A 20,034-nucleotide genomic window follows, 5' to 3' on the forward strand; every position below is an offset into this window, starting at 1 on the left:
CCATCTGAGAACGGCCTGCGTTGTGGACACAGACGAAAAGCACGGTGCGAACGCTCATCGGGGGATCTCCTGAGGTGGGGGTGGCCGGAGGGCGCGGGCGGCGTAGACGAGCGCCAGGAGCGCGGGCACCTCGATGAGAGGGCCGACGACGCCGGCGAGGGCTTCACCCGAGGTGGCGCCGAAGGTGCTGATCGCCACGGCGATCGCGAGCTCGAAGTTGTTGCCGGCAGCCGTGAACGCGACCGTCGTCGTCCGTGCGTCGTCCAGACCGGCGGCGCGCGAGCCGATCCAGGCGAGGGCGAACATCGCGACGAAGTAGAGGAGCAGCGGCACGGCGATGCGTCCGACGTCCAGAGGTCGGCGGGTGATGGCGTCGCCCTGGAGGGCGAACAGCACCACGATCGTGAACAGCAGCCCCCACAGCGCGAGCGGGCTCACCGTGGGGAGGAAGCGGGTCTCGTACCAGGTGCGGCCCTTGAGGCGCTCGCCCAGGAGCCGGCTGGCGGCGCCGGCGGCGAGCGGGATCCCGAGGAACACCAGCACGCTGATCGCGATCGCTCCCACGCTCAGCTCGGCGCTGGTCGTCGGCAGGCCGAGCCACGCGGGGAGGATCTGGAGGTAGAACCAGCCGAGCGCGGCGAACGCGACGAGCTGGAACACGCTGTTGATCGCCACCAGGACGACGGCGGCCTCCCGGTCGCCGCAGGCGAGGTCGTTCCAGATGAGGACCATCGCGATGCACCGGGCCAGGCCGACGATGATCAACCCGGTGCGGTACTCGGGGAGGTCGGGAAGCAGCAGCCAGGCGAGCGCGAACATGAGCGCCGGGCCCACGATCCAGTTCAGCGTCAGCGACACCGCGATCAGACGGCGGTCGCCGAGGATCGCGCGTGTCCGGTCGTAGCGGACCTTCGCCAGGACGGGGTACATCATCACGAGCAGACCCAGCGCGATCGGCGCGGAGACCTCCCCGATCTCCCAGCCGCCCAGCGCGTCGTCGAGTCCGGGGACCAGGCGCCCGACCAGCAGCCCGACCGCCATCGCGGCGACGATCCACACCGGCAGCAGCCGGTCGGTCGCCGACAGCCGCCCGGCGACAGCGGGGCGGGTGCCGGCGTCGGAGACCGTCATGCAGTCGGCTTGGTGGCACGGATGATCGCACCGTGCATGCCCGGGGCCGCCTCATGGGTCAGCTCGACCGTCGCGTCGGCGAAGCCCGCCGCGGCGAGCCCGTCGAGGTACTCGCTGCGCGACAGCGCGCCGGCGATGCAGGCGACGTACGACCCGCGCTCGGCACGGTCGGCCGGCGTGAGGTGGTCCTCGGCGACGACGTCGGAGATGCCGATGCGCCCTCCCGGAACCAGCACGCGGAACATCTCGGCGAGGACCTGGGGCTTGTCGACCGACAGGTTGATCACGCAGTTGGAGATGACCACGTCGACGGCCGCGTCGGGCAGCGGCACGTCCTCGATCGACCCCTTGAGGAACTCTACGTTCGTGGCCTCGGCCTTCGTGGCGTTGGCCCGGGCCAGGTCGAGCATCTCGTCGGTCATGTCCAGGCCAAAGGCGAAACCGGTGGAGCCGACGCGTCGCGCCGAGAGCAGGACGTCGATGCCGCCGCCACTGCCAAGGTCGAGTACCGTTTCGCCGGGTTTCAGCTCAGCCAGGGCGGTCGGGTTGCCGCAGCCGAGCGACGCGGCGAGCGCCTCGGCCGGGAGCTCGGCCGCCTCGGCGCTCGAGTACAGGCCGGCACCGAACGAGGGATCGACCTCCGCGGTGGAGCCGCCGCAGCACGAGTCCGCGGCGTCGGCGGCCGGCGCGCAACAGGAGTCGGTCGTCGCGAGGACGAGGTCGTTCGTGGTGCCGGAGCGGGCCTGGACGGCGGCGGCGGCGTAGCGCTCGCGGACCTGCTCGACGAGCTCGTCGTTCGTGAGGGTCATGATGTCTCCTGAGATCGAGGAAGTTCGATGCATCGAACAGTACCGATTGATCGACGGATGTCAATACGTGTGGCACGATGGAGTGATGGCCATGACGCTTCCCGTCCTCGAGACCTCCGCCGGAGCATGCTGCTCGCCGCTGACCGGGGGCGTCCTCGACGACGACCAGGCCGCGGTGCTCGCCCGGATGTTCAAAGCCTTGGGTGATCCGACCAGGGTGCGGCTGATGTCGCTGATCGCCGCGTCCGAAGGAGGCGAGGCCTGCATCTGCGACCTCACCGAGCCGGTCGGGCTGAGTCAGCCGACCGTCTCGCACCACATGAAACAGCTCGTCTCCGCCGGCCTCGTCACCCGCGAGCAGCGAGGCCGATGGGCCTACTACCGCGTCGTCGACTCCGCGCTGACCGATCTGGCGTCCTCGCTGCGGACCGCGCCCTAGCGGGCGCTCGTCACGACGCCGCGGGTGCGGCTAGAGTCGACCTCACGACAGGGGAGCGCAGGTGCCCGAGGGGCACGGTGCGCTGAGAGTGCGGAAAGCCCGCAGACCCTCCGAACCTGCACCGGTTAGCACCGGCGAAGGGAGTCACCGTGGCTGATGCCATTCGTCCTCGCACGTCCTCGACCCGCTACCGCACGATCGACCTCGTCACGGTGGCGATGCTCGGCGTGGCGATCGGCGTGGTGTTCTGGGGATGGAACCAGCTGTTCGCCGTCGTCAGCGGCACGGCGCTGTTCGCCTACCCCCCGAGCTCCGGCCTGATCTCCGGCGTCTGGCTGATCGGCGGTGTCATCGGCGGGCTCGTCGTCCGCAGACCCGGCGCCGCGGTCGGTACCGAGGTGGTCGCAGCCGTCGTCTCCGGCCTGCTGGGCAACCAGTGGGGCATGTCCGTCCTCGTCTCGGGCCTGATCCAGGGCCTGGGGGTCGAGCTGGTGTTCGCCCTCTTCCTGTACCGCCGGTGGGGTGTCGTCGTCGCCGCCGCAGGAGGCGCGCTCGCCGGGGCGTTCGAGGCGGTGTACGAGTGGTACGCGTACTACGCCGACTGGGCCTTCGGCTACCAGCTCGTCTATCTCGTGTTCTTCGCGGTGTCGGGGGCGCTCGTCGCGGGCGTCGGAGGGTGGCTGCTCGTCCGGGCCCTGGCGAAGACGGGTGCTCTCGACGCCTTCGGGGCCGGTCGCGAGCACCACGACCGAGCCGCGGCGTCGTCCACGAGCCCTTCCCCGCGAGCGTGACCGGATCGGTCGCGTTCCGCGGCTTCGGCTGGCGTCCGCTGGGCCGGCGCACGCCGGTCGTCGCCGGCCTCGACCTGCGCGTCGACCCGGGTGAGCGGGTGCTGCTGGCGGGGCCGTCGGGTGCCGGGAAGTCGACGGTGCTCCGGGCCGCCGCAGGGGTGCTCGAGACCACCGGCGACGGCGACGCCCTCGGCGAGGTCACCACCATCGGCCGCGTCGGCATGCTGCTGCAGAACCCCGGCGACGCGGTGGTCGCCGAGCGGCTCGGCCGCGACGTGGCCTTCGGGCTCGAGAACGCCCGCGTCGCCCCGGCTGCGATCTGGCCGCGGGTGCGCGACGCGCTGCGAGCCGTACGCCTGCCGTACGGCATGCAGCACCCGACGTCCGCGCTGTCCGGAGGAGAGCTTCAGCGCTCCGCGCTGGCCGGGGTGCTGGCGTCGCAGGCGGACCTCCTGCTCCTCGACGAGCCGACGTCGATGCTCGACGACGTCAACGCCGACGCCGTACGCCGCTGCGTCGCGGAGGTCGTCGCCGAGACAGGGGCGACCCTCGTCGTGGTCGAGCACCGCATCGCCCCGTGGCTCCCTCACGTCGACCGTGTGGTCGTCCTGGGCCACGACGGATCCGTGGTCGCCGACACCGACCCGGTGAGCTTCGTCGCCACACTGCGCGACGACCTCGCCGGCGTCGGGGTGTGGATGCCGGGGGTCGCCGCGCCGGAGCCGGTCGAGCCGCCGGTCGTGCTGGTCGAGACCGACCGCGCGGTGCCGCGCCTCGATGCGCTCGCGCTGGGCGTCGACCTGCGTCGCACCGACATCCGGGGCGCCACTGTCACCGCGGCGCTGCGCGACGTCGACGCCGCCCTGGAGTCGCGGGCCGTCACCGTCCTCAGCGGGCCGAGCGGGGCGGGCAAGTCCACGTTGCTCGAGGTCGTCGGGGGTCTGCGACGTCCGGGTGCCGGCGAGGTGCGAGGGCTGGGTCGACCGCCGCACCGGATCGGTTCGCGCGATCTCGCCGCGCTGATCGGGTGGGTCCCGCAGAACCCGGAGCACGGCTTTCTCACGGCCCGCGTCCGCGACGAGATCGCGGCGACCTCCCGGCGGATCGGCGTCCCGGTCGACGTCGACGCCGTTCTCGCCCATCTCCGGCTGGACCACCTCGCCGACGCGAACCCGTACCGGCTCTCCGGCGGGGAGCAGCGACGGCTGGCCCTCGGTGCTGCCCTGGCTCACCGTCCGCCCGTCCTCCTGCTGGACGAGCCCACCGTCGGCCAGGACCGGGGTACGTGGGCTGCCGTCACGGGGTGGATGCGTGCCGCTGCGGGCGCCGACGCGGTGATCGGCGCGGCCAGCCACGACGCCGACCTCGCAGCGCGGGCCGACCGCCTCGTGCCGCTCGAGGGCGGTCGTAACGTCGCGCCCGGGCCTGCGCCCGCGCCCGCACCGGTGGACGACGCTCGATGAGACGCTTCGTCCGAGATGCCAACCCGTTGGTGCTGCTCGCGATCGGCACGCTGGCGATCGTCGCCTCGCTGGCGGTGCGCGACCTGCAGACCGCGTGCCTCGCTCTCGGCGCGTACGCGGTCGCCGGTGCCGTCCTGCTCCCGTCGCCGAGGTTCGCGCTCGCCCGCTTCGGGGCGATCGCCGTCGCCTCGGTGTCGCTCGTGTGGTCGACGTGGTGGCTTGGTGGGCGTGATCTCGAGGTCGCACTGACCGCGGGTCTGCGCATCGTCGTGCTCGCGCTGCCCGGGGCGGTGCTCGCGGCGTACGTCGACCCGTCGAAGCTGGCCGACCAGCTCGGCCAGCGGTTGCGGCTGCCGGCGCGGCCGGTGGTGGCGTTCGCCGCGGCGATGCAACGCTTCGGTGCGCTGCGCGAGACGTGGGGTCAGCTCGACCGGACGCGACGAGCGCGCGGGTTCGGGCCGACGCGCAGCCCGTTCTCACGGGTGAGGCACGCGGTCTCGCTCGCGTTCGCGCTCCTCGTGTCCGCGCTGCGCGACGCGTCCCGGATGTCGGTGGCGATGGACGCACGCGGCTTCGCCTCGGCGCAGCGGCGCACGTGGGCGGAGCCGGCGCCGTGGTCCCGCGCCGACAGCGCGCTGCTGGCTCTCGGCGTCGCGCTCGCCGCCGTACCCTGGCTCGTCCGCTGAGCTCCTCCCCTCTAGGATCGGGGCAGTAAGCGAGCGCTTAGTGCGGAGGAATCGGATGCGCGTCTTCAAGAACCTGGCCGAGCTCACCTCGTGTGTGGGGGAGGAGCTCGGCGTCAGCGAGTGGCACGAGATCACCCAGGAGCAGGTCAACCTGTTCGCGGAGGCGACCGGTGACCACCAGTGGATCCACGTCGACCCCGAGAAGGCAGCCGCGGGGCCCTTCGGTCGTACGATCGCGCACGGCTACCTCACGGTCTCGCTGATCCCGATGCTGGCCGCGGAGACCTACAAGGTCGAGAGCGTGAAGATGGGCGTCAACTACGGGTCGGACAAGGTCCGCTTCCCCGCGCCGCTGCCCGTCGGGTCCAAGGTGCGCGGTCGCGCGAGGCTCGTCGAGGTCGTGCCGGTCGCCCTGGGTCAGCGCGTGAGCGTCGAGTTCACGATCGAGGCCGAGGGCATCGACAAGCCCGTGTGCGTCGCGCGCACGTTGGCGATCTTCGCGGAGTAGCCGCCTCACGCCACAGGACCGTGTCCGGCGACCGCCGTAGGAGTCAGAGGCTTCTGCTCCATGCGCACCCGAGCAGCGCGAGCGCAACCGCCGCGACGAGCACGCCCAGCCCGTACGTGGCGGCGAGGACGTAACGCTTCTCCCGGACCAGCGTGACGGTCTCGAGGCTGGCCGCGCTGAATGTCGTGTAGCCGCCGAGGAAGCCTGCCCCGACCGTCACCGCGATGTCGGACGGGGCCCGGTCGCCGGACGCCAGGCCGAGGAGGCAGCCCAGCACGAGAGACCCGGTCAGGTTGACGATCATGGTTGCCCAGGGGAAGCCCGAGCGCGACGTCCTGGCTGCGACCGTCCACGTGACCACGTAGCGCACGCCGGCCCCTGCGCCGCCGGCCACGACGAGCATCAGGAACTGGAGGAACGTCACGAATCCGCCCCTCCAGCCTCGTGCCTGTCCGCAGCCCTCCGGTCATGGAGCCCGGACGCGAGCACGATGCCCAGCAGCGTCGCGCCGGCGCCGACCACGACGGTGCCTAACGCGTACGCGAGACCGATGCCGATCCTGGAGTCGTCGAACAGCGCCGCTGTGCCCGTCGCGAGCGCGCTGTAGGTCGTGAGCCCACCGCAGAACCCCGTACCGACGAGCAGCATCGAGCGCCTCGTCCGCTCCGGCGCAGGAGCGGTGCGGGTCAGGGCTTCGAACAGGTAGCCGAGGATGAACGCGCCGATCACGTTCGCCAGCGGCACCACGAACAGGGCCCCGTCCGTGTGCCGACCGGCGAGCACGAGTCCCTCGCGCGCTGCCGCGCCGAGGGTTCCTCCGCAGACGACGAGCCCGATCGATGCTGCGCGAAGGGGCGCGCGTCCCCGTCTCGTCGTGCTCACCGTGATGGGTTCCGATCTCGTCCGGGGTGGCCGGTGCGGCGGCTGTCCCTCCGATTGTCCGTCACACGCGCACCCTCGAGATCTTCGCGGAGCTAGCCGCGGCTACAGGGTCTTGCCCCAGACGAATCCGAGGAGCGAGAGCGCGACGCCTCCCCCGAGGATGCCGAAGGCGTAGGCGGCAGCCGCACCATAGCGCATCTCGCGGATCAGCTGAACAGTCTCGAAGCTTGCCATGCTGAACGTCGTGTATCCGCCGACGAACCCCGACCCGACCACGGCGCGTACGTCTGCCGAGGCGAGCCTGCTGACGACGAGGCCGGTGACAAGTCCAAGCACGAAGCAGCCGCTCAGGTTGATGAGTGCGGTAGAGATCGGGAAGGGTGGCTCCGGGTTCCTCGACCTGATCGTCTCGTCGAGGACGAAGCGCACGCACGCGCCGACGCCGCCGGCCACGATCATCAGGAGGAAGAGCGGAAAGGTCATGTCTCCACCTCGGTGTCGCCGGTGCTCCGCGCGCGCAGCCGCGACGCGAGCATGAACCCCGCGAACGTCGCGACGGCACCGAGGATGATCGTCCCGATGGCGTACGACACGCCGATGCCGACCCGTGAGTCATACAGGAGCACGGCCGTCTCGGTAGCGAGGTAGCTGTACGTCGACAGCCCGCCGCAGAACCCGACCCCGATGAGCTGCATCCACAGCGAGGTGTTTTCGGTGCCAGGCGCCTTGCGGGCGAGCGCCTCGAACAGGTAGCCGAACACGAACGCGCTGAGGATGTTCACGACGGGGACGACGATCGGGATCCCGTCTCTGTTCGGGATGGCGAGCTTGAGGCCCTCGCGAGCCGCGACCCCGACCATCGCACCCACGAAGACGAGCGCGACCGAGCCACCGCGGATCTTCGTCGGTCGGGAGTTCGACGCCATGACAGAAGCCCCCGTCGCATGGTGAGAGTCGCCTCCTGCCGACAGTAGGCCGGACGGTCGATACCCGCGCGCCGGACGTGTCCTGGCAGCTCTGTTCGGCTTGCGGCGGTTCTGGCCGCGGCGAACCATCGAGAAACGACGACACCCAGGTTGGTTGTCTGTCCGGTGTCCAGCCGTGAGCGCTGACGAGGGGTAGGTGCGGACGTGCGTGTCGTACTCGACGACGTCAAGGTGCACGGGCGGCGTGGCCTGCTGCTCGACATCGACCACTTCTCGGTGGACACCGGTGAGTGCGTCCTGATGGCAGGGGAGCCGGGCCAGGGGAACACGGCAATGGCTCTGGTAGCCGCGGGGCGGCTGGCGCCGTTCGAGGGCAAAGCGACGCTCGTCCGCGACGACGGGACGACGACCAACGACAAGGCGGAGCTGCGGAAGCTCGCGGCCGTCGTGGACCTGCCTGCTGTCTCCGAGCCCGACGACGCGGTGCCCGTCGGGACCGTCGCCGCCGAAGGTCTTGCCCTCGCCTGTCGTGGCTCGATGCCCGGCGAACCCACGAAGTGGCTCCGTGCTCACGGCTGGGAGCAGCTCCGGTCGGTCCGGATGGACGCGATCTTAGGAGCCGTGCGTACGGCCCTTCTCAGCGCGCTGGCGGCCGAGCACGAGGATGTCCGGTTCCTCGTGCTCTCGCTCCCGGACCGTCACGGCGGTGAGCCGGTGGACTGGTGGGAGATCGCGCAGTCCTACGCATCCTCCGGGTACGGGGTCCTCGTTCAGTGCGGACGGTCGTCAGCGCGGGACCTCGGCGCCAACCTCCCTGCCGCCCGCGGCGACAGCGCACGTCTGGCGACACCGGTCGAGGCCCTGCGCACCCGCCCGGAACCGGTCGACCCGGAGCGCTCGCCGTCCGACGAGACCGACGATTCCGACTGGCTGTTCGGCGAGAGAGAGAAGGATCAATGATCGCGATCCGGCTGGCCGTCTCGGAGATCCGGCGCATCAGCGCCGGCACGCTGCCCAAGCTGGCGATCCTCGCCATGGTGGTGATCCCTTCGTTGTACGCAGGGCTCTACCTGTTCGCCAACGAGGACCCGTACGGCGAGCTCCACCGCGTACCGGCGGCCCTCGTGGTGCAGGACCGTGGGGCGACGATGACCGACGCGATCAACGGGACGACCGAGAAGGTCGACTACGGGGACCAGGTCGCCGACCGCCTCCTGAGCGGCGACGGTGGATTCGGCTGGGTCGAGACGACGGAGGGAGAGGCGGAGTCCGGTGTGCGGAACGGACGCTACGACGCCGCGCTCATCATCGGTCCACAGTTCTCCGAGGAGCTGACGTCGTCCGCCCGGTTCGAGCCGGAGCGAGCAGGGCTCACCCTCATCACCAACGACGCCAACAACTACCTCGTCACCCGGGTCGCCGAGACGATCGTGGGAGACGTGCGGGACACGATCGCGACACAGGTGGGCACCTTCGCCGCGGGCACCTTCCTCGACGGGCTCTCCGTGGTGCACACCGATCTGACGAAGGGGGTGGACGGTGCGCAGGAGCTCGTCGCCGGCTCCAGCCGGCTCACCAACGGGACCGTCGAGCTCGTCGACGGGACGGCGACGCTCGCGCGTGGTGCGCAGGAGGCTGCGAACGGGTCCGCCCGGCTCGAGTCGGGTGCCGACGAGCTGGCGAGCGGGACGCGTCGCATCGCCAACGGCGCGAGCACGCTCTCGAACGGGCTCGACGAGCTGAAGCGTCGCACCGGGAGCCTGCCGGCGGACACGCGCAAGCTCGCGCACGGCGCGCAGGAGGTCGCCGACGGGAACGCGAAGGTCGCCGCCGTCGGTGACGACGCGGCCGAGGTGGCGGGAACGGTCGTCGACCAGTTCCGCGCCTCGCGCGCCTCGCTCGACGAAGGCCTCGATGCGCTCGTCGAGCAGGGGAGGATGACCGACGCCGAGAGAGACGCCCTGATGGCGTTGTTCGCCGACGCCGAGGTCCCCGTCGACGCGGTGGCAGCGCAGATCGAGAGCGCCGCAGACCGGCTCGACGCGCTCAGCAGAGGGTCCTCCGAGGTCGCCGCCGGCACCGAGAAGCTCGCGGCCGCTGCCCCGGTCCTCACGCAGGGCGTCAGGAGGGCCGCGTCGGGAGGAGCGGAGCTCGCCTCGGGATCGGCACGCGTCGACCGCGGCGCCCAGACGCTGGCGCGTGGTGCCGGCACCCTGGCGGACGGGACGGAGAAGGTGGCGAACGGTGCTGAGCGGCTCGCCACCTCGAGCACCGCGCTGCGCAAGGGCAGCGCGAGGCTCGAGACCGGGACCGGCGAGCTCCGGAACGGGCTGCAGGACGGGCTGCGCAAGGTCCCCGACCTGGACAAGACGACCGCGCGCGATACCGCCGAGACGATCGGTGACCCCGTGGCGGTCAAGGAGGACACCCTCGCGCGTGCCGGGTCGTACGGGGCCGGCCTCGCCCCCTTCTTCCTGCCGCTCGCAGCATGGATCGGGGCGTACGTGCTCTTCCTGCTCGTCCGGCCGTTGTCGTCGCGTGCCCTCGCGGCGAACGGTCCGGCGACCCGGACGGCGCTCGGCGGATGGGCCCCGCCGGCGGTCGTCGGGCTGGTCCAGGTCGCGGTCATGTTCACGATCGTCCGGTTCGCGCTCGACATCGCTCCGGTCTACGAGGTCGCGACGGCCGCTGTGCTCGTGATCGCATCGATGTCCTTCGTCGCGATCCTGCAGGCGCTCAACGCCTGGCTCGGCGAGGTGGGCGAGTTCCTGGGGCTCGTCCTCATGCTCGTCCAGCTCGTCACGGCGGGCGGCACGTTCCCGTGGGAGACGATCCCCGAGCCGCTGCGGTCGCTGCACTGGCTCCTGCCGATGTCCTACGCGGTCAACGGGCTTCGGCAGACCCTCTACGGGGGCGAGGCGTGGATCGTCGTCCGGGACCTCTCGGTGCTGGTCGGCGTGTTCGTCGTGGCGATCATCCTGACCGCGCTGGCCGCGCGACGGCAGAAGGTCTGGACACCGAAGCAGCTGCAGCCCGAGCTCGTCATCTGAGCGCCCACCGCAGGGTCGGTGCCATCTCACCCGTCCGCGCGGTCCGGGATCGGGGCCGCTACGGTGGAATGAAGTCGCGCTCATATAAGTTGATACGATCAGACTCAACTCATTGAACGCAGGCAGTCGGCGGGTCACAAGCCCGCCCCGCGAACCCTCAGGAGGAACACATGGCCCGTGCGGTCGGAATCGATCTCGGCACGACCAACTCTGTCGTCGCCGTGCTGGAAGGTGGAGAACCCACCGTCATCGCGAACGCCGAGGGTGCACGCACGACCCCGTCCGTGGTCGCCTTCGCCAAGAACGGCGAGGTGCTGACCGGTGAGGTCGCCAAGCGCCAGGGCGTCACCAACGTCGACCGGACGATCCGGTCCGTCAAGCGCCACATGGGCACCGACTGGTCGGTCAAGATCGACGACAAGTCCTTCACGCCCCAGCAGATCTCCGCGTTCGTGCTGCAGAAGCTCAAGCGCGATGCCGAGGCCTACCTGGGCGAGCCGGTCACCGACGCGGTGATCACCGTCCCGGCGTACTTCAACGACGCCCAGCGTCAGGCCACCAAGGAGGCGGGCGAGATCGCCGGCCTCACGGTGAGCCGGATCATCAACGAGCCGACTGCCGCCGCGCTGGCGTACGGGCTCGACAAGGGTGACGACCAGACCATCCTCGTCTTCGACCTCGGTGGCGGCACGTTCGACGTGTCCCTGCTCGAGATCGGTGACGGCGTCATCGAGGTCAAGGCGACCAGCGGTGACAACCACCTCGGCGGCGACGACTGGGACCAGAAGATCGTCGACTGGATCGTCGACCGGTTCAAGTCCAGCACCGGCCTCGACCTCACCAAGGACAAGATGGCGATGCCGCGTGTCCGTGAGGCCGCCGAGCGCGCCAAGATCGAGCTCTCGAGCTCGCAGTCGACGTCGATCAACCTGCCGTACATCACCGTCGACGCCGAGAAGAACCCCGTGTTCCTCGACGAGACGCTGACCCGTGCGGAGTTCCAGAAGATCACCGCCGACCTGCTCCAGCGCACCCGTGCGCCCTTCGAGCACGTCATCAAGGACGCGAGCATCAAGGTCGCTGACATCGACCACGTCGTCCTCGTCGGCGGCTCCACCCGCATGCCGGCCGTCTCCGACCTGGTGCGCGAGCTGCTCGGCGGCAAGGAGCCCAACAAGGGCGTCAACCCTGACGAGGTCGTCGCTGTGGGCGCGAGCCTGCAGGCCGGTGTCCTCAAGGGCGAGGTCAAGGACGTGCTGCTCCTGGACGTCACTCCGCTCAGCCTCGGCATCGAGACCAAGGGCGGCGTGATGACCAAGCTCATCGAGCGCAACACCACGATCCCGACCCGGCGCTCGGAGGTCTTCACGACAGCCGACGACAACCAGCCGTCGGTCGCGATCCAGGTCTACCAGGGCGAGCGCGAGATCGCGGCGCACAACCAGATGCTCGGCACGTTCGAGCTGACGGGCATCGCGCCGGCCCCGCGTGGCGTGCCGCAGATCGAGGTCACCTTCGACATCGATGCCAACGGCATCGTCAACGTCTCCGCCAAGGACCGTGGCACCGGCAAGGAGCAGTCGATGACCATCACCGGCGGGTCCGCCCTCTCCAAGGAGGACATCGACCGGATGGTGCGCGACGCCGAGAAGTACGCCGAGGAGGACCGCAAGGCCCGCGAGGCCGTCGAGGTCCGCAACCAGGGCGAGACGCTCGTGCACTCGACCACGACGTTCCTCTCCGAGAACGGCGACAAGGTCTCCGACGACGTGAAGTCCGAGGTCCAGGCCGACGTCGACGCGCTCAAGGAGTCGCTCAACGGCGACGACATCGACGCCATCAAGGCCGCCATCGCCAAGCTGGGCGAGTCGAGCCAGAAGATGGGCACGGCGATGTACGAGGCCGCGGCCGCCCAGGCCAACGCGGCCGGCTCGGGCGAGGGTCAGGCCCAGGCTCAGGCCCAGGCCGAGGACGACGACGTCGTCGAGGCCGAGATCGTCGACGACGAGGGTGAGAACAAGTGACGAACGAGTTCGAGGAGACCGTGGAGCCGGAGCAGGAGACCCCTGCTCCGGCCCCCGGGCCCGCGGACGCGCAGCCGGAGGTGGCCGGCGCAAGCCGGGAGGGTGGCGAGGACGACCTCGCCCGTCAGCTCGCCGAGCGCACGGCCGATCTCCAGCGTCTGCAGGCCGAGTACGTCAACTACAAGCGGCGGGTCGACCGTGACCGTGAGGCGCAGAGACTGAACGCCACCGCGGCGGTCCTCGTCTCCTTCCTCCCGGTCCTCGACGACATCGGGCGTGCCCGTGACCACGGCGAGCTCGAGGGCGGCTTCAAGGCCGTCGCCGACTCGTTGGTCCAGGCCACCAGCGCTCATGGGCTGGAGCCGTTCGGAGCGCCCGGAGACGTGTTCGACCCGATGCTCCACGAGGCGCTCATGCACCGTCTCGACGCCGACGCCCCCGAGGGGGAGCCGACCGTCGACGCGATCATGCAGGTGGGCTACCGGATCGGTGACAAGGTCCTCCGGCCGGCGCGGGTCTCCGTGGTCGAGCACGACGACACCCCGGTGGCCGAGGCCGACGAGGACGCGTCGCAGCCGGCGACCGAGTGATCCGTACGACGAGGTGTGAGGAGGTGGTCTCGTGAACAACGAGTGGTTCGAGAAGGACTTCTACAAGGTCCTGGGAGTCTCGAAGGACGCGAGCGCGTCCGACATCAAGAAGGCGTACCGCAAGCTCGCACGGGACCACCACCCCGACGCCAAGCCCGGTGACAAGGCTGCCGAGGAGAAGTTCAAGGAGATCTCCGAGGCGTACGGCGTGCTCTCCAACGCGGACAAGCGCAAGGAGTACGACGAGCAGCGGGCGATGTTCTCCTCCGGGGTCGGCGGCTTCGGTCGTGCGGGCTCGGGAGGTGGGTTCGGCTATCCCGGCGGTACGACGACGACCGGCGGGTTCGACTTCTCGGACCTGCTGGGCGGGATGTTCGGCGGGGGTGGGACCACCCGCACCCGGTCGGCGCCGGCCCGTCGCGGGGCCGACGTCGAGACCGAGGCGACGCTGTCGTTCGACGACGCGATCGCCGGCGTCACCGTGCCGCTGCGGACGACCAGCGACGAGCCCTGCCCCACGTGCCGTGGCACCGGAGCCAAGGCCGGCACCGTGCCCCGGGTCTGTCCCCGCTGCGAGGGCAGCGGGATGCAGACCAGCGCCTCGGGTGGCCTGTTCGCGATGACCGAGCCGTGCGACGTCTGCCGCGGACGCGGCCTCGTGGTCGAGGATCCGTGCGAGACCTGCCACGGGTCGGGCCGTGCGGCGTCGACGCGCACGATGCAGGTCCGCATCCCCGCGGGGGTCAAGGACGGGCAGCGCATCCGACTCAAGGGCAAGGGCGCGAAGGGCGAGAACGGCGGCCCCTCCGGCGACCTCTACGTCTCGGTCCACGTCAAGCCGCACCGTCTGTTCGGCCGCAAGGGCGACAACCTCACCATCACCGTGCCGGTGGCGTTCGACGAGGCCGTGCTGGGTGCCGAGATCGCCGTCCCGACGCTCGGCGGAGCGCCGGTCCGCATCAAGGTGCCGGCGGGCACCCCGAACGGCCGCACGTTCCGTGCGCGTGGCAAGGGCGCTCCTCGCAAGGACGGCACCAAGGCCGACCTGCTGGTGACGGTGGAGGTTCAGGTGCCGTCGTCCCTGACCGACGATGCTCGGACCGCGGTCGAGTCGTTGCGCAACGCTCGTGAAGGAGACGACCCCCGCGCGCAGCTCTTCTCCGGAGGTGTCTGATGAGCCGTTCCCAGGGTGACTTCGTCCCGCCCGGCCCGGAGGCCAAGGTCTTCGTGATCAGCGTGGCGGCGGAGCTCTCGGGGCTCCACCCGCAGACCCTGCGGGCGTACGACCGGCTCGGGCTGGTGAGGCCCGCCCGGACCGGTGGTGGCGGGCGGCGCTACTCGCTGCGCGACATCGAGCTCCTCCGCTCGGTCGCGCGGCTCACGGCCGAGGGTCTCGGGCTCGAGGGCGTCAAGCGCGTCCTCGAGCTCGAGAACCAGGTGCTCGCCCTGCAGGCTCGGGTCGTCGAGCTCGAGACCGAGCTGGAGGAGCGCGACTCCGACGCTCCGCGCGTACGCAATCTTCCTGTGCGCTTCGACGCCCAGCCGTTCCTCATCCGCCGTACGCGACGCTGAGCGACGTCCGGTGCGGACCGGGTTGGACGGTCCCGGACGTGCCTCCCTGGTGAGGGCCGCCGATCGTGGTGTCATGGCGCTATGCGCCGGTCTCAGCCCTTCCTCGTCGCCGCTGCCCTGGCAGCGGTCGCCTGCCTGCCAGGGTGCTCGGGCGGCGGGGCGCAGCCTGTCGCTGCGGACCCGTCCGCCACGGCGTCCTCGTCGGCTCCGACGCCCGCTTCCAAGACGCGGGCAGCCCCCGAGGACCTCCTGTCGCTGCGGTGCGTGGCGACCGCCGACCCGAAGGTGTGGACAGCGCAGGGCGTCATCGTCAACTCGGCGAGCACGGCCGACTACCGGCTGACCGTGATCGTCGCCTCGCCCGGTACGACCCGGGCGGCGGCGCGGCGGATCGTCATCCCCAAGGTCTCGACCGGGGTGGACACCCCGTTCACCGTCGACCGGCTCCCGGTGAACCCCGGCTCCGCGCCCTCGTGCCGCGTCCAGCTGGTGAGGTTGGGCTGAGGCGAGGTGCTGCATCTCGGGGGTAGGGAAGCGTCACGTCCGCTCGAGCGAGCGAGCGAGGGTTTACGGCGCCCGGAGGCCGCCGGGCGCCGGACCGGGACGGGCGGCCGCAACCTCCCGCGCCGGCCCACGGCGCGCCGGCCGACGGCGCCCGGCCTCGACGGTCTCCGGGCGCTGGCCGTCGTCCTCGTGGTCGCCTATCACGTCGCGCCCTCGCAGATGCCCGGCGGATACGTCGGGGTCGACGTGTTCTTCGTCCTCAGCGGGTTCCTCATCACGGCCGTGCTGCTCGAGGACGCCGACCGCACCCGCAGGTTCGACCTGCCGTCGTTCTGGGTCCGGCGCGTCCGCCGGCTCGTTCCGGCAGCCACCGTGATGATCGTGGTCGTCGCCGCGCTGACGGTGCTGGTCGGCCGTGACACCGCAGCCGGTCTGAGGTGGCAGGTGCTCGGCGGCCTGACCTGGTCCTCGAACTGGTTCCAGGTCGCGCAGGGGCAGGCGTACGCGGAGCGGGGAGAGCCTCCCGTGCTCAACCACCTGTGGTCGCTCGGGATCGAGGAGCAGTTCTATGTCGTGTGGCCCGTCGTGCTGGCGCTCGGCATCCTCGTCCTCTCGCGGGCCCGGTTCGTCCGTGCGGCGACGATCCTCGCGGTGGCGTCGGCGGTGTGGATGGCCGTCCTCTACACCCCCGACGACCCGACCCGGGCCTACGTCGGGACCGACACCCACGTCTTCGGTCTGCTCGTCGGCGCGGCGCTCGCACTGAGCCGGGCGCCGCACCTGCTGCGGTCCGACCGGGCCTCGGCGACGTTCGAGAGCCGGCTAGGGATCACGGCCTGCGGCGTGTTCGGCCTCGCCATCCTGCTGGCCTACGCGGGGACGGTGTCGTGGTCGAGCGCGGTCCCCTACACCGGTGGCCTGCTCGTCGTCAGCGTGGCGAGCGCCGCGCTGGTGCTGTCCGCGGTCAACCGGACTCCGCTCGCCAGTGCGCTGGCTGTCGCGCCGTTGCGTTGGCTCGGCGCCCGGTCGTACGGGATCTATCTCTGGCACTGGCCGCTGATCGTGCTCGCCACCCGGGTCGCTCCTCCGGAGTGGTCGCCCTTGGCGGGTGGGCTCGCCGCGCTGGTCGCGGTGGGCGTCGCCGCCGTGTCGTACCGGTTCGTCGAGATGCCCATGCGCAGCGACGGCATCGCGTTCACGCTGCGGCGGTGGGCTGCGCCCGCCTACCGCCTTGCGGAGGACCGGCGCCGGCCGCGGCGCCGCTGGGTGCTCGTGACGGCGACGGCTGGCGTCGTCGTCGCGGTCGCTGCCGGCGCGGTCGCCACCGCGCCGGACCGGAGCCCGCTGCAGGCCAGCCTCTCGACGGGAGAGCGGGTTCTCGCCGAGGCGCCGCGGCCCGCGGCGGAGAAGCCCTCACGGACGAAGCCCTCCGCCCCTGCCGCGACGTGCCGGACGGTGGGCAGGTCCGTACGGGTCAGTGCGTTCGGCGACTCGGTCCTCGTCGCCGCCGCGCCGCAGCTGGTGTCGGCGATGCCGAGGCTCGACGCGACGGCGAAGGTCGGCTGGCAGTACGACGACGTCGCTGCTGCCGTACGCCGGGCCGCGTCACGCGGCGTCCTCGGGCCGGTCGTCGTGATCGGGACGGGCACCAACGGGTTCGTCGACCGCCGCGACCTCGACCGCCTGGTCACGCGACGGCTGGCCGGGCGCCAGGTCATCCTGGTGGCTCCGTACGTGCCCGGGCGCCCGTGGCAGCGCAGCGCGCTCTCGGCGGTGCGCCGTGTGGCCGCCGACCATCGGTCCGTGAGGCTCGCGGACTGGCACGGAGCCGTCGCGGGGCGTTATTCGCTCCTCGCCTCGGACCGGGTGCATCCCAACGCGCGAGGCGCCAAGGTCTACACCCGCACCGTGCGTGAGGCCCTCGGCGGCTGCTGAGCCCGCCCCGTCCGCGTTGTGAAGGGTTGCGGTCGCTCTGCGCGCCCAGAACCGACCGCAACCCTTCATCACGCGGACGCGGGCAGGGCATGTTAGAAAGGGACAGAGTTGAGTGGAATCGACTCAACTCTCGACGCGTTGAACCTGGTAACCGTTGAACTGACAGACCAGAGGACCCACATGGACGCTTCCAAGCTCACGACCCGCAGCCAGCAGGCGCTCGCCGCGGCGATCCAGGCTGCGGCCGCCGCCGGCAACCCGGCGGTCGACCCGCTGCACCTGCTCGACGCGCTGCTCGACGCCGACGGCGGCACCGCCGTGCCGCTGCTCCAGGCTGCGGGAGCCGATCCTGCCGTCGCGCGGGCCCGCACCGACGAGGCCGTCAAGACGCTGCCGTCGGCTGCAGGCCAGAGCGTGGCCTCCCCCGGATATGCCCGCGCCACCCTCGAGGTGCTGCAGCGGGCCCAGGACCTCGCCAGCGAGCTCGGTGACGAGTACGTCTCGACGGAGCATCTGATGGTCGGCCTCGCGACCGTCCAGTCGAAGGCCCGCGAGATCCTCGACGGTGTCGGGGCGACCGCCGACGCGCTGCGCGGCGCGTTCCAGACCGTACGAGGCTCTGCGCGGGTGACGAGCCAGGACGCCGAGGACACCTACCAGGCGCTGGAGAAGTACGGCGTCGACCTCACCGCTGCGGCGCGTGAGGGCAAGCTCGACCCCGTCATCGGCCGCGACGCCGAGATCCGGCGCACTGTCCAGGTGCTCACGCGGCGCACCAAGAACAACCCGGTCCTCATCGGCGAGCCCGGCGTCGGCAAGACCGCCGTCGTCGAGGGCCTCGCCCAGCGCATCGTCGCCGGCGACGTCCCGAGCTCGCTTCAGGGACGGCGGCTGGTGTCGCTCGACCTGGGCGCGATGGTCGCCGGCGCGAAGTACCGCGGCGAGTTCGAGGAGCGGCTGAAGGCCGTCTTGCAGGAGATCAAGGACTCCGATGGACAGATCATCACCTTCATCGACGAGCTCCACACCGTCGTCGGTGCCGGCGCGACCGGTGACTCCTCCATGGACGCCGGCAACATGCTGAAGCCGATGCTGGCCCGCGGCGAGCTGCGTCTGGTCGGTGCCACCACCCTCGACGAGTACCGCGAGAACATCGAGAAGGACCCCGCGCTGGAGCGCCGCTTCCAGCCCGTGCTGGTCGACGAGCCGAGTGTCGAGGACACGATCGCGATCCTGCGGGGTCTCAAGGAGACCTACGAGGCGCACCACAAGGTCGAGATCTCCGACGCGGCACTCGTCGCGGCGGCCGCGCTGTCCGACCGCTACATCTCCGGGCGGCAGCTGCCCGACAAGGCGATCGACCTCGTCGACGAGGCCAGCAGCCGGCTGCGGATGGAGATCGACTCCAACCCCGTCGAGATCGACACGCTGCGGCGTTCGGTCGACCGGATGAAGATGGAGGAGCTGCACCTCGCGAAGGAGACCGACGAGGGAAGCCGCGAGCGGCTCGAGAAGCTTCGTGCCGACCTCGCCGACTCCGAGGAGCAGCTGCGGGCGCTCGAGGCCCGGTGGGAGCGTGAGCGCTCGGGTCTCAACGAGGTCGGTGAGATCAAGAAGCAGATCGACGAGAAGCGGCGCGAGGCCGAGCGCGCGCAGAACGCCGGCGACCTCGAGACCGCCGCGCGGCTGAACTACGGCGAGATCCCCGGCCTGGAGAGGCAGCTCGAGGAGGCCGTGGCTGACGAGGAGGCCGAGCCCGAGGACAAGATGGTCAACGACGAGGTCGGCCCCGACGAGATCGCCGAGGTCATCGCGTCGTGGACCGGGATCCCGACGGGCCGCCTGCTCGAGGGGGAGACCGGCAAGCTGCTCCGTATGGAGGAGGAGCTCGGTCACCGGCTGATCGGCCAGTCCGATGCGGTCAAGGCTGTCTCCGACGCCGTGCGCCGTTCACGCGCTGGCATCGCCGATCCCAACCGGCCCACCGGCTCGTTCCTGTTCCTCGGCCCGACCGGCGTCGGCAAGACGGAGCTTGCCAAGGCGCTGGCGGAGTTCTTGTTCGACGACGAGCGGGCGATGGTCCGCATCGACATGAGCGAGTACTCCGAGAAGCACTCGGTCTCGCGTCTGGTCGGTGCGCCCCCGGGCTACGTCGGCTACGACGAGGGCGGTCAGCTGACCGAGGCTGTGCGTCGGCGCCCGTACTCGGTCGTGCTGCTGGACGAGGTCGAGAAGGCTCACCCGGAGGTCTTCGACATCCTGCTCCAGGTGCTCGACGACGGGCGTCTGACCGACGGGCAGGGTCGTACGGTCGACTTCCGCAACGTGATCCTGATCCTCACGTCGAACCTCGGCTCGGTCTACCTGGCAGACCCCGCGCTCGACGAGGCCGCCAAGCGGGACAAGGTCATGGAGATCGTACGAGCGTCGTTCCGTCCGGAGTTCCTCAACCGCCTCGACGAGGTCGTCATGTTCGACGCGCTGTCGGTCGAGGACCTCACGCGGATCGTCGACCTGCAGGTCGAGGCCCTCGCGAAGCGGCTGGAGACCCGGCGGATCCGGCTCACGGTGACCGACGCGGCCAAGGAGTGGCTGGCACTCACCGGGTTCGACCCGACCTACGGCGCTCGTCCGCTTCGTCGCCTGATCCAGCAGGCGATCGGGGACACGCTCGCACGGGAGCTGCTCGCGGGCGATGTCCGCGACGGGGACGAGGTCGTGGTC

General features: G+C 70.9%; 20 protein-coding genes and 1 riboswitch. Of the genes, 14 read left to right on the plus strand and 6 right to left on the minus strand.

Going from position 1 to position 20,034, the window contains the following annotated elements; genetic code table 11:
- Positions 1–54 precede the first annotated feature (54 nt).
- Entirely contained in the window at positions 55–1,131 is a 1,077-nt protein-coding gene (gene arsB / locus PV363_RS06125; protein ID WP_301021905.1) for an ACR3 family arsenite efflux transporter, read from the minus strand.
- Positions 1,128–1,940, minus strand: coding sequence for an arsenite methyltransferase (gene arsM / locus PV363_RS06130; RefSeq protein ID WP_301021906.1), 813 nt, complete (start codon positions 1,938–1,940; stop codon positions 1,128–1,130). The genes arsB and arsM overlap by 4 nt, the downstream gene beginning before the upstream one ends.
- Before the next feature lie 85 nt (positions 1,941–2,025).
- On the opposite strand from arsM, the gene PV363_RS06135 reads away from it, so the two are divergent.
- From PV363_RS06135 to PV363_RS06155, 5 genes are all read left to right on the plus strand, one after another.
- Complete coding sequence (locus tag PV363_RS06135; RefSeq protein WP_301021907.1) at positions 2,026–2,379, plus strand: metalloregulator ArsR/SmtB family transcription factor; 354 nt, start codon at positions 2,026–2,028, stop codon at positions 2,377–2,379.
- Positions 2,380–2,418: 39 nt separating this feature from the next.
- Positions 2,419–2,539: riboswitch (TPP riboswitch) on the plus strand.
- Positions 2,529–3,170, plus strand: a complete 642-nt coding sequence (locus PV363_RS06140; protein WP_301021908.1) for an ECF transporter S component — start codon at positions 2,529–2,531, stop codon at positions 3,168–3,170. It overlaps the preceding riboswitch by 11 nt.
- Positions 3,167–4,633 (plus strand): ATP-binding cassette domain-containing protein, encoded by a 1,467-nt coding sequence (locus PV363_RS06145; RefSeq protein ID WP_301021909.1) that lies wholly within the window; start codon positions 3,167–3,169, stop codon positions 4,631–4,633. Before PV363_RS06140 ends, PV363_RS06145 begins: the two co-directional genes overlap by 4 nt.
- Positions 4,630–5,319: an energy-coupling factor transporter transmembrane component T gene (locus tag PV363_RS06150; protein ID WP_301021910.1), complete on the plus strand. Its 690-nt coding sequence runs from the start codon at positions 4,630–4,632 to the stop codon at positions 5,317–5,319. The genes PV363_RS06145 and PV363_RS06150 overlap by 4 nt, the downstream gene beginning before the upstream one ends.
- Before the next feature lie 55 nt (positions 5,320–5,374).
- A complete protein-coding gene (locus tag PV363_RS06155) occupies positions 5,375–5,827 on the plus strand; it encodes a MaoC family dehydratase (RefSeq protein ID WP_220345498.1) in 453 nt (150 codons plus the stop codon).
- Positions 5,828–5,870: 43 nt separating this feature from the next.
- Here PV363_RS06155 and PV363_RS06160 read toward each other — a convergent pair whose 3' ends face one another.
- The 4 genes from PV363_RS06160 to PV363_RS06175 form a co-directional block, all read right to left on the minus strand.
- On the minus strand, positions 5,871–6,251 hold the full coding sequence (locus PV363_RS06160; protein WP_220342328.1) for a CrcB family protein: 381 nt from the start codon (positions 6,249–6,251) through the stop codon (positions 5,871–5,873).
- A complete protein-coding gene (locus PV363_RS06165; RefSeq protein ID WP_301021911.1) occupies positions 6,248–6,709 on the minus strand; it encodes a CrcB family protein in 462 nt (153 codons plus the stop codon). The genes PV363_RS06160 and PV363_RS06165 overlap by 4 nt, the downstream gene beginning before the upstream one ends.
- Positions 6,710–6,811: 102 nt before the next feature.
- Complete coding sequence (crcB, locus tag PV363_RS06170; protein ID WP_220345495.1) at positions 6,812–7,192, minus strand: fluoride efflux transporter CrcB; 381 nt, start codon at positions 7,190–7,192, stop codon at positions 6,812–6,814.
- The gene (locus PV363_RS06175) at positions 7,189–7,635 is read right to left on the minus strand and encodes a CrcB family protein (RefSeq protein ID WP_301021912.1); all 447 of its coding nucleotides are present in this window, start codon (positions 7,633–7,635) and stop codon (positions 7,189–7,191) included. The genes crcB and PV363_RS06175 overlap by 4 nt, the downstream gene beginning before the upstream one ends.
- 204 nt (positions 7,636–7,839) lie before the next feature.
- Between PV363_RS06175 and PV363_RS06180 the strand changes: the two genes are divergently transcribed.
- From PV363_RS06180 to clpB, 9 genes are all read left to right on the plus strand, one after another.
- Entirely contained in the window at positions 7,840–8,595 is a 756-nt protein-coding gene (locus PV363_RS06180; protein ID WP_220345493.1) for a hypothetical protein, read from the plus strand.
- Complete coding sequence (locus PV363_RS06185) at positions 8,592–10,685, plus strand: YhgE/Pip domain-containing protein (RefSeq protein ID WP_301021913.1); 2,094 nt, start codon at positions 8,592–8,594, stop codon at positions 10,683–10,685. The genes PV363_RS06180 and PV363_RS06185 overlap by 4 nt, the downstream gene beginning before the upstream one ends.
- Before the next feature lie 170 nt (positions 10,686–10,855).
- Positions 10,856–12,709, plus strand: coding sequence for a molecular chaperone DnaK (gene dnaK, locus PV363_RS06190; RefSeq protein ID WP_220345491.1), 1,854 nt, complete (start codon positions 10,856–10,858; stop codon positions 12,707–12,709).
- Complete coding sequence (gene grpE / locus PV363_RS06195; RefSeq protein WP_220342321.1) at positions 12,706–13,299, plus strand: nucleotide exchange factor GrpE; 594 nt, start codon at positions 12,706–12,708, stop codon at positions 13,297–13,299. The genes dnaK and grpE overlap by 4 nt, the downstream gene beginning before the upstream one ends.
- A 31-nt stretch (positions 13,300–13,330) precedes the next feature.
- Positions 13,331–14,473 (plus strand): molecular chaperone DnaJ, encoded by a 1,143-nt coding sequence (dnaJ, locus tag PV363_RS06200; protein ID WP_220345489.1) that lies wholly within the window; start codon positions 13,331–13,333, stop codon positions 14,471–14,473.
- Positions 14,473–14,871 carry a MerR family transcriptional regulator gene (locus tag PV363_RS06205; RefSeq protein WP_220342319.1) on the plus strand — a complete coding sequence of 133 codons (399 nt, stop codon included), beginning with the start codon at positions 14,473–14,475 and terminating at the stop codon, positions 14,869–14,871. Before dnaJ ends, PV363_RS06205 begins: the two co-directional genes overlap by 1 nt.
- An 81-nt stretch (positions 14,872–14,952) precedes the next feature.
- Positions 14,953–15,375 (plus strand): hypothetical protein, encoded by a 423-nt coding sequence (locus PV363_RS06210; protein ID WP_301021914.1) that lies wholly within the window; start codon positions 14,953–14,955, stop codon positions 15,373–15,375.
- A gap of 6 nt (positions 15,376–15,381) precedes the next feature.
- A complete protein-coding gene (locus tag PV363_RS06215) occupies positions 15,382–17,310 on the plus strand; it encodes an acyltransferase family protein (protein ID WP_301021915.1) in 1,929 nt (642 codons plus the stop codon).
- 180 nt (positions 17,311–17,490) lie between these two features.
- The coding region (clpB, locus tag PV363_RS06220; RefSeq protein ID WP_301021916.1) for an ATP-dependent chaperone ClpB at positions 17,491–20,034 on the plus strand (2,544 nt) is incomplete at its 3' end.

The sequence above is a fragment of the Mumia sp. genome, from assembly GCF_028803055.1.
In the GTDB taxonomy this organism is placed as follows: domain Bacteria; phylum Actinomycetota; class Actinomycetes; order Propionibacteriales; family Nocardioidaceae; genus Mumia.

What these genes read in the sequence shown, in the direction of transcription:
- arsM (WP_301021906.1), bottom strand. Translation starts at nt 1,940, where the DNA reads ATGACCCTCACGAACGACGAGCTCGTCGAGCAGGTCCGCGAGCGCTAC.
- PV363_RS06185 (WP_301021913.1), top strand. Translation starts at nt 8,592, where the DNA reads ATGATCGCGATCCGGCTGGCCGTCTCGGAGATCCGGCGCATCAGCGCC.
- arsB (WP_301021905.1), bottom strand. Translation starts at nt 1,131, where the DNA reads ATGACGGTCTCCGACGCCGGCACCCGCCCCGCTGTCGCCGGGCGGCTG.
- dnaK (WP_220345491.1), top strand. Translation starts at nt 10,856, where the DNA reads ATGGCCCGTGCGGTCGGAATCGATCTCGGCACGACCAACTCTGTCGTC.
- PV363_RS06155 (WP_220345498.1), top strand. Translation starts at nt 5,375, where the DNA reads ATGCGCGTCTTCAAGAACCTGGCCGAGCTCACCTCGTGTGTGGGGGAG.
- PV363_RS06135 (WP_301021907.1), top strand. Translation starts at nt 2,026, where the DNA reads ATGGCCATGACGCTTCCCGTCCTCGAGACCTCCGCCGGAGCATGCTGC.
- PV363_RS06175 (WP_301021912.1), bottom strand. Translation starts at nt 7,635, where the DNA reads ATGGCGTCGAACTCCCGACCGACGAAGATCCGCGGTGGCTCGGTCGCG.
- PV363_RS06205 (WP_220342319.1), top strand. Translation starts at nt 14,473, where the DNA reads ATGAGCCGTTCCCAGGGTGACTTCGTCCCGCCCGGCCCGGAGGCCAAG.
- crcB (WP_220345495.1), bottom strand. Translation starts at nt 7,192, where the DNA reads ATGACCTTTCCGCTCTTCCTCCTGATGATCGTGGCCGGCGGCGTCGGC.
- PV363_RS06210 (WP_301021914.1), top strand. Translation starts at nt 14,953, where the DNA reads ATGCGCCGGTCTCAGCCCTTCCTCGTCGCCGCTGCCCTGGCAGCGGTC.
- PV363_RS06150 (WP_301021910.1), top strand. Translation starts at nt 4,630, where the DNA reads ATGAGACGCTTCGTCCGAGATGCCAACCCGTTGGTGCTGCTCGCGATC.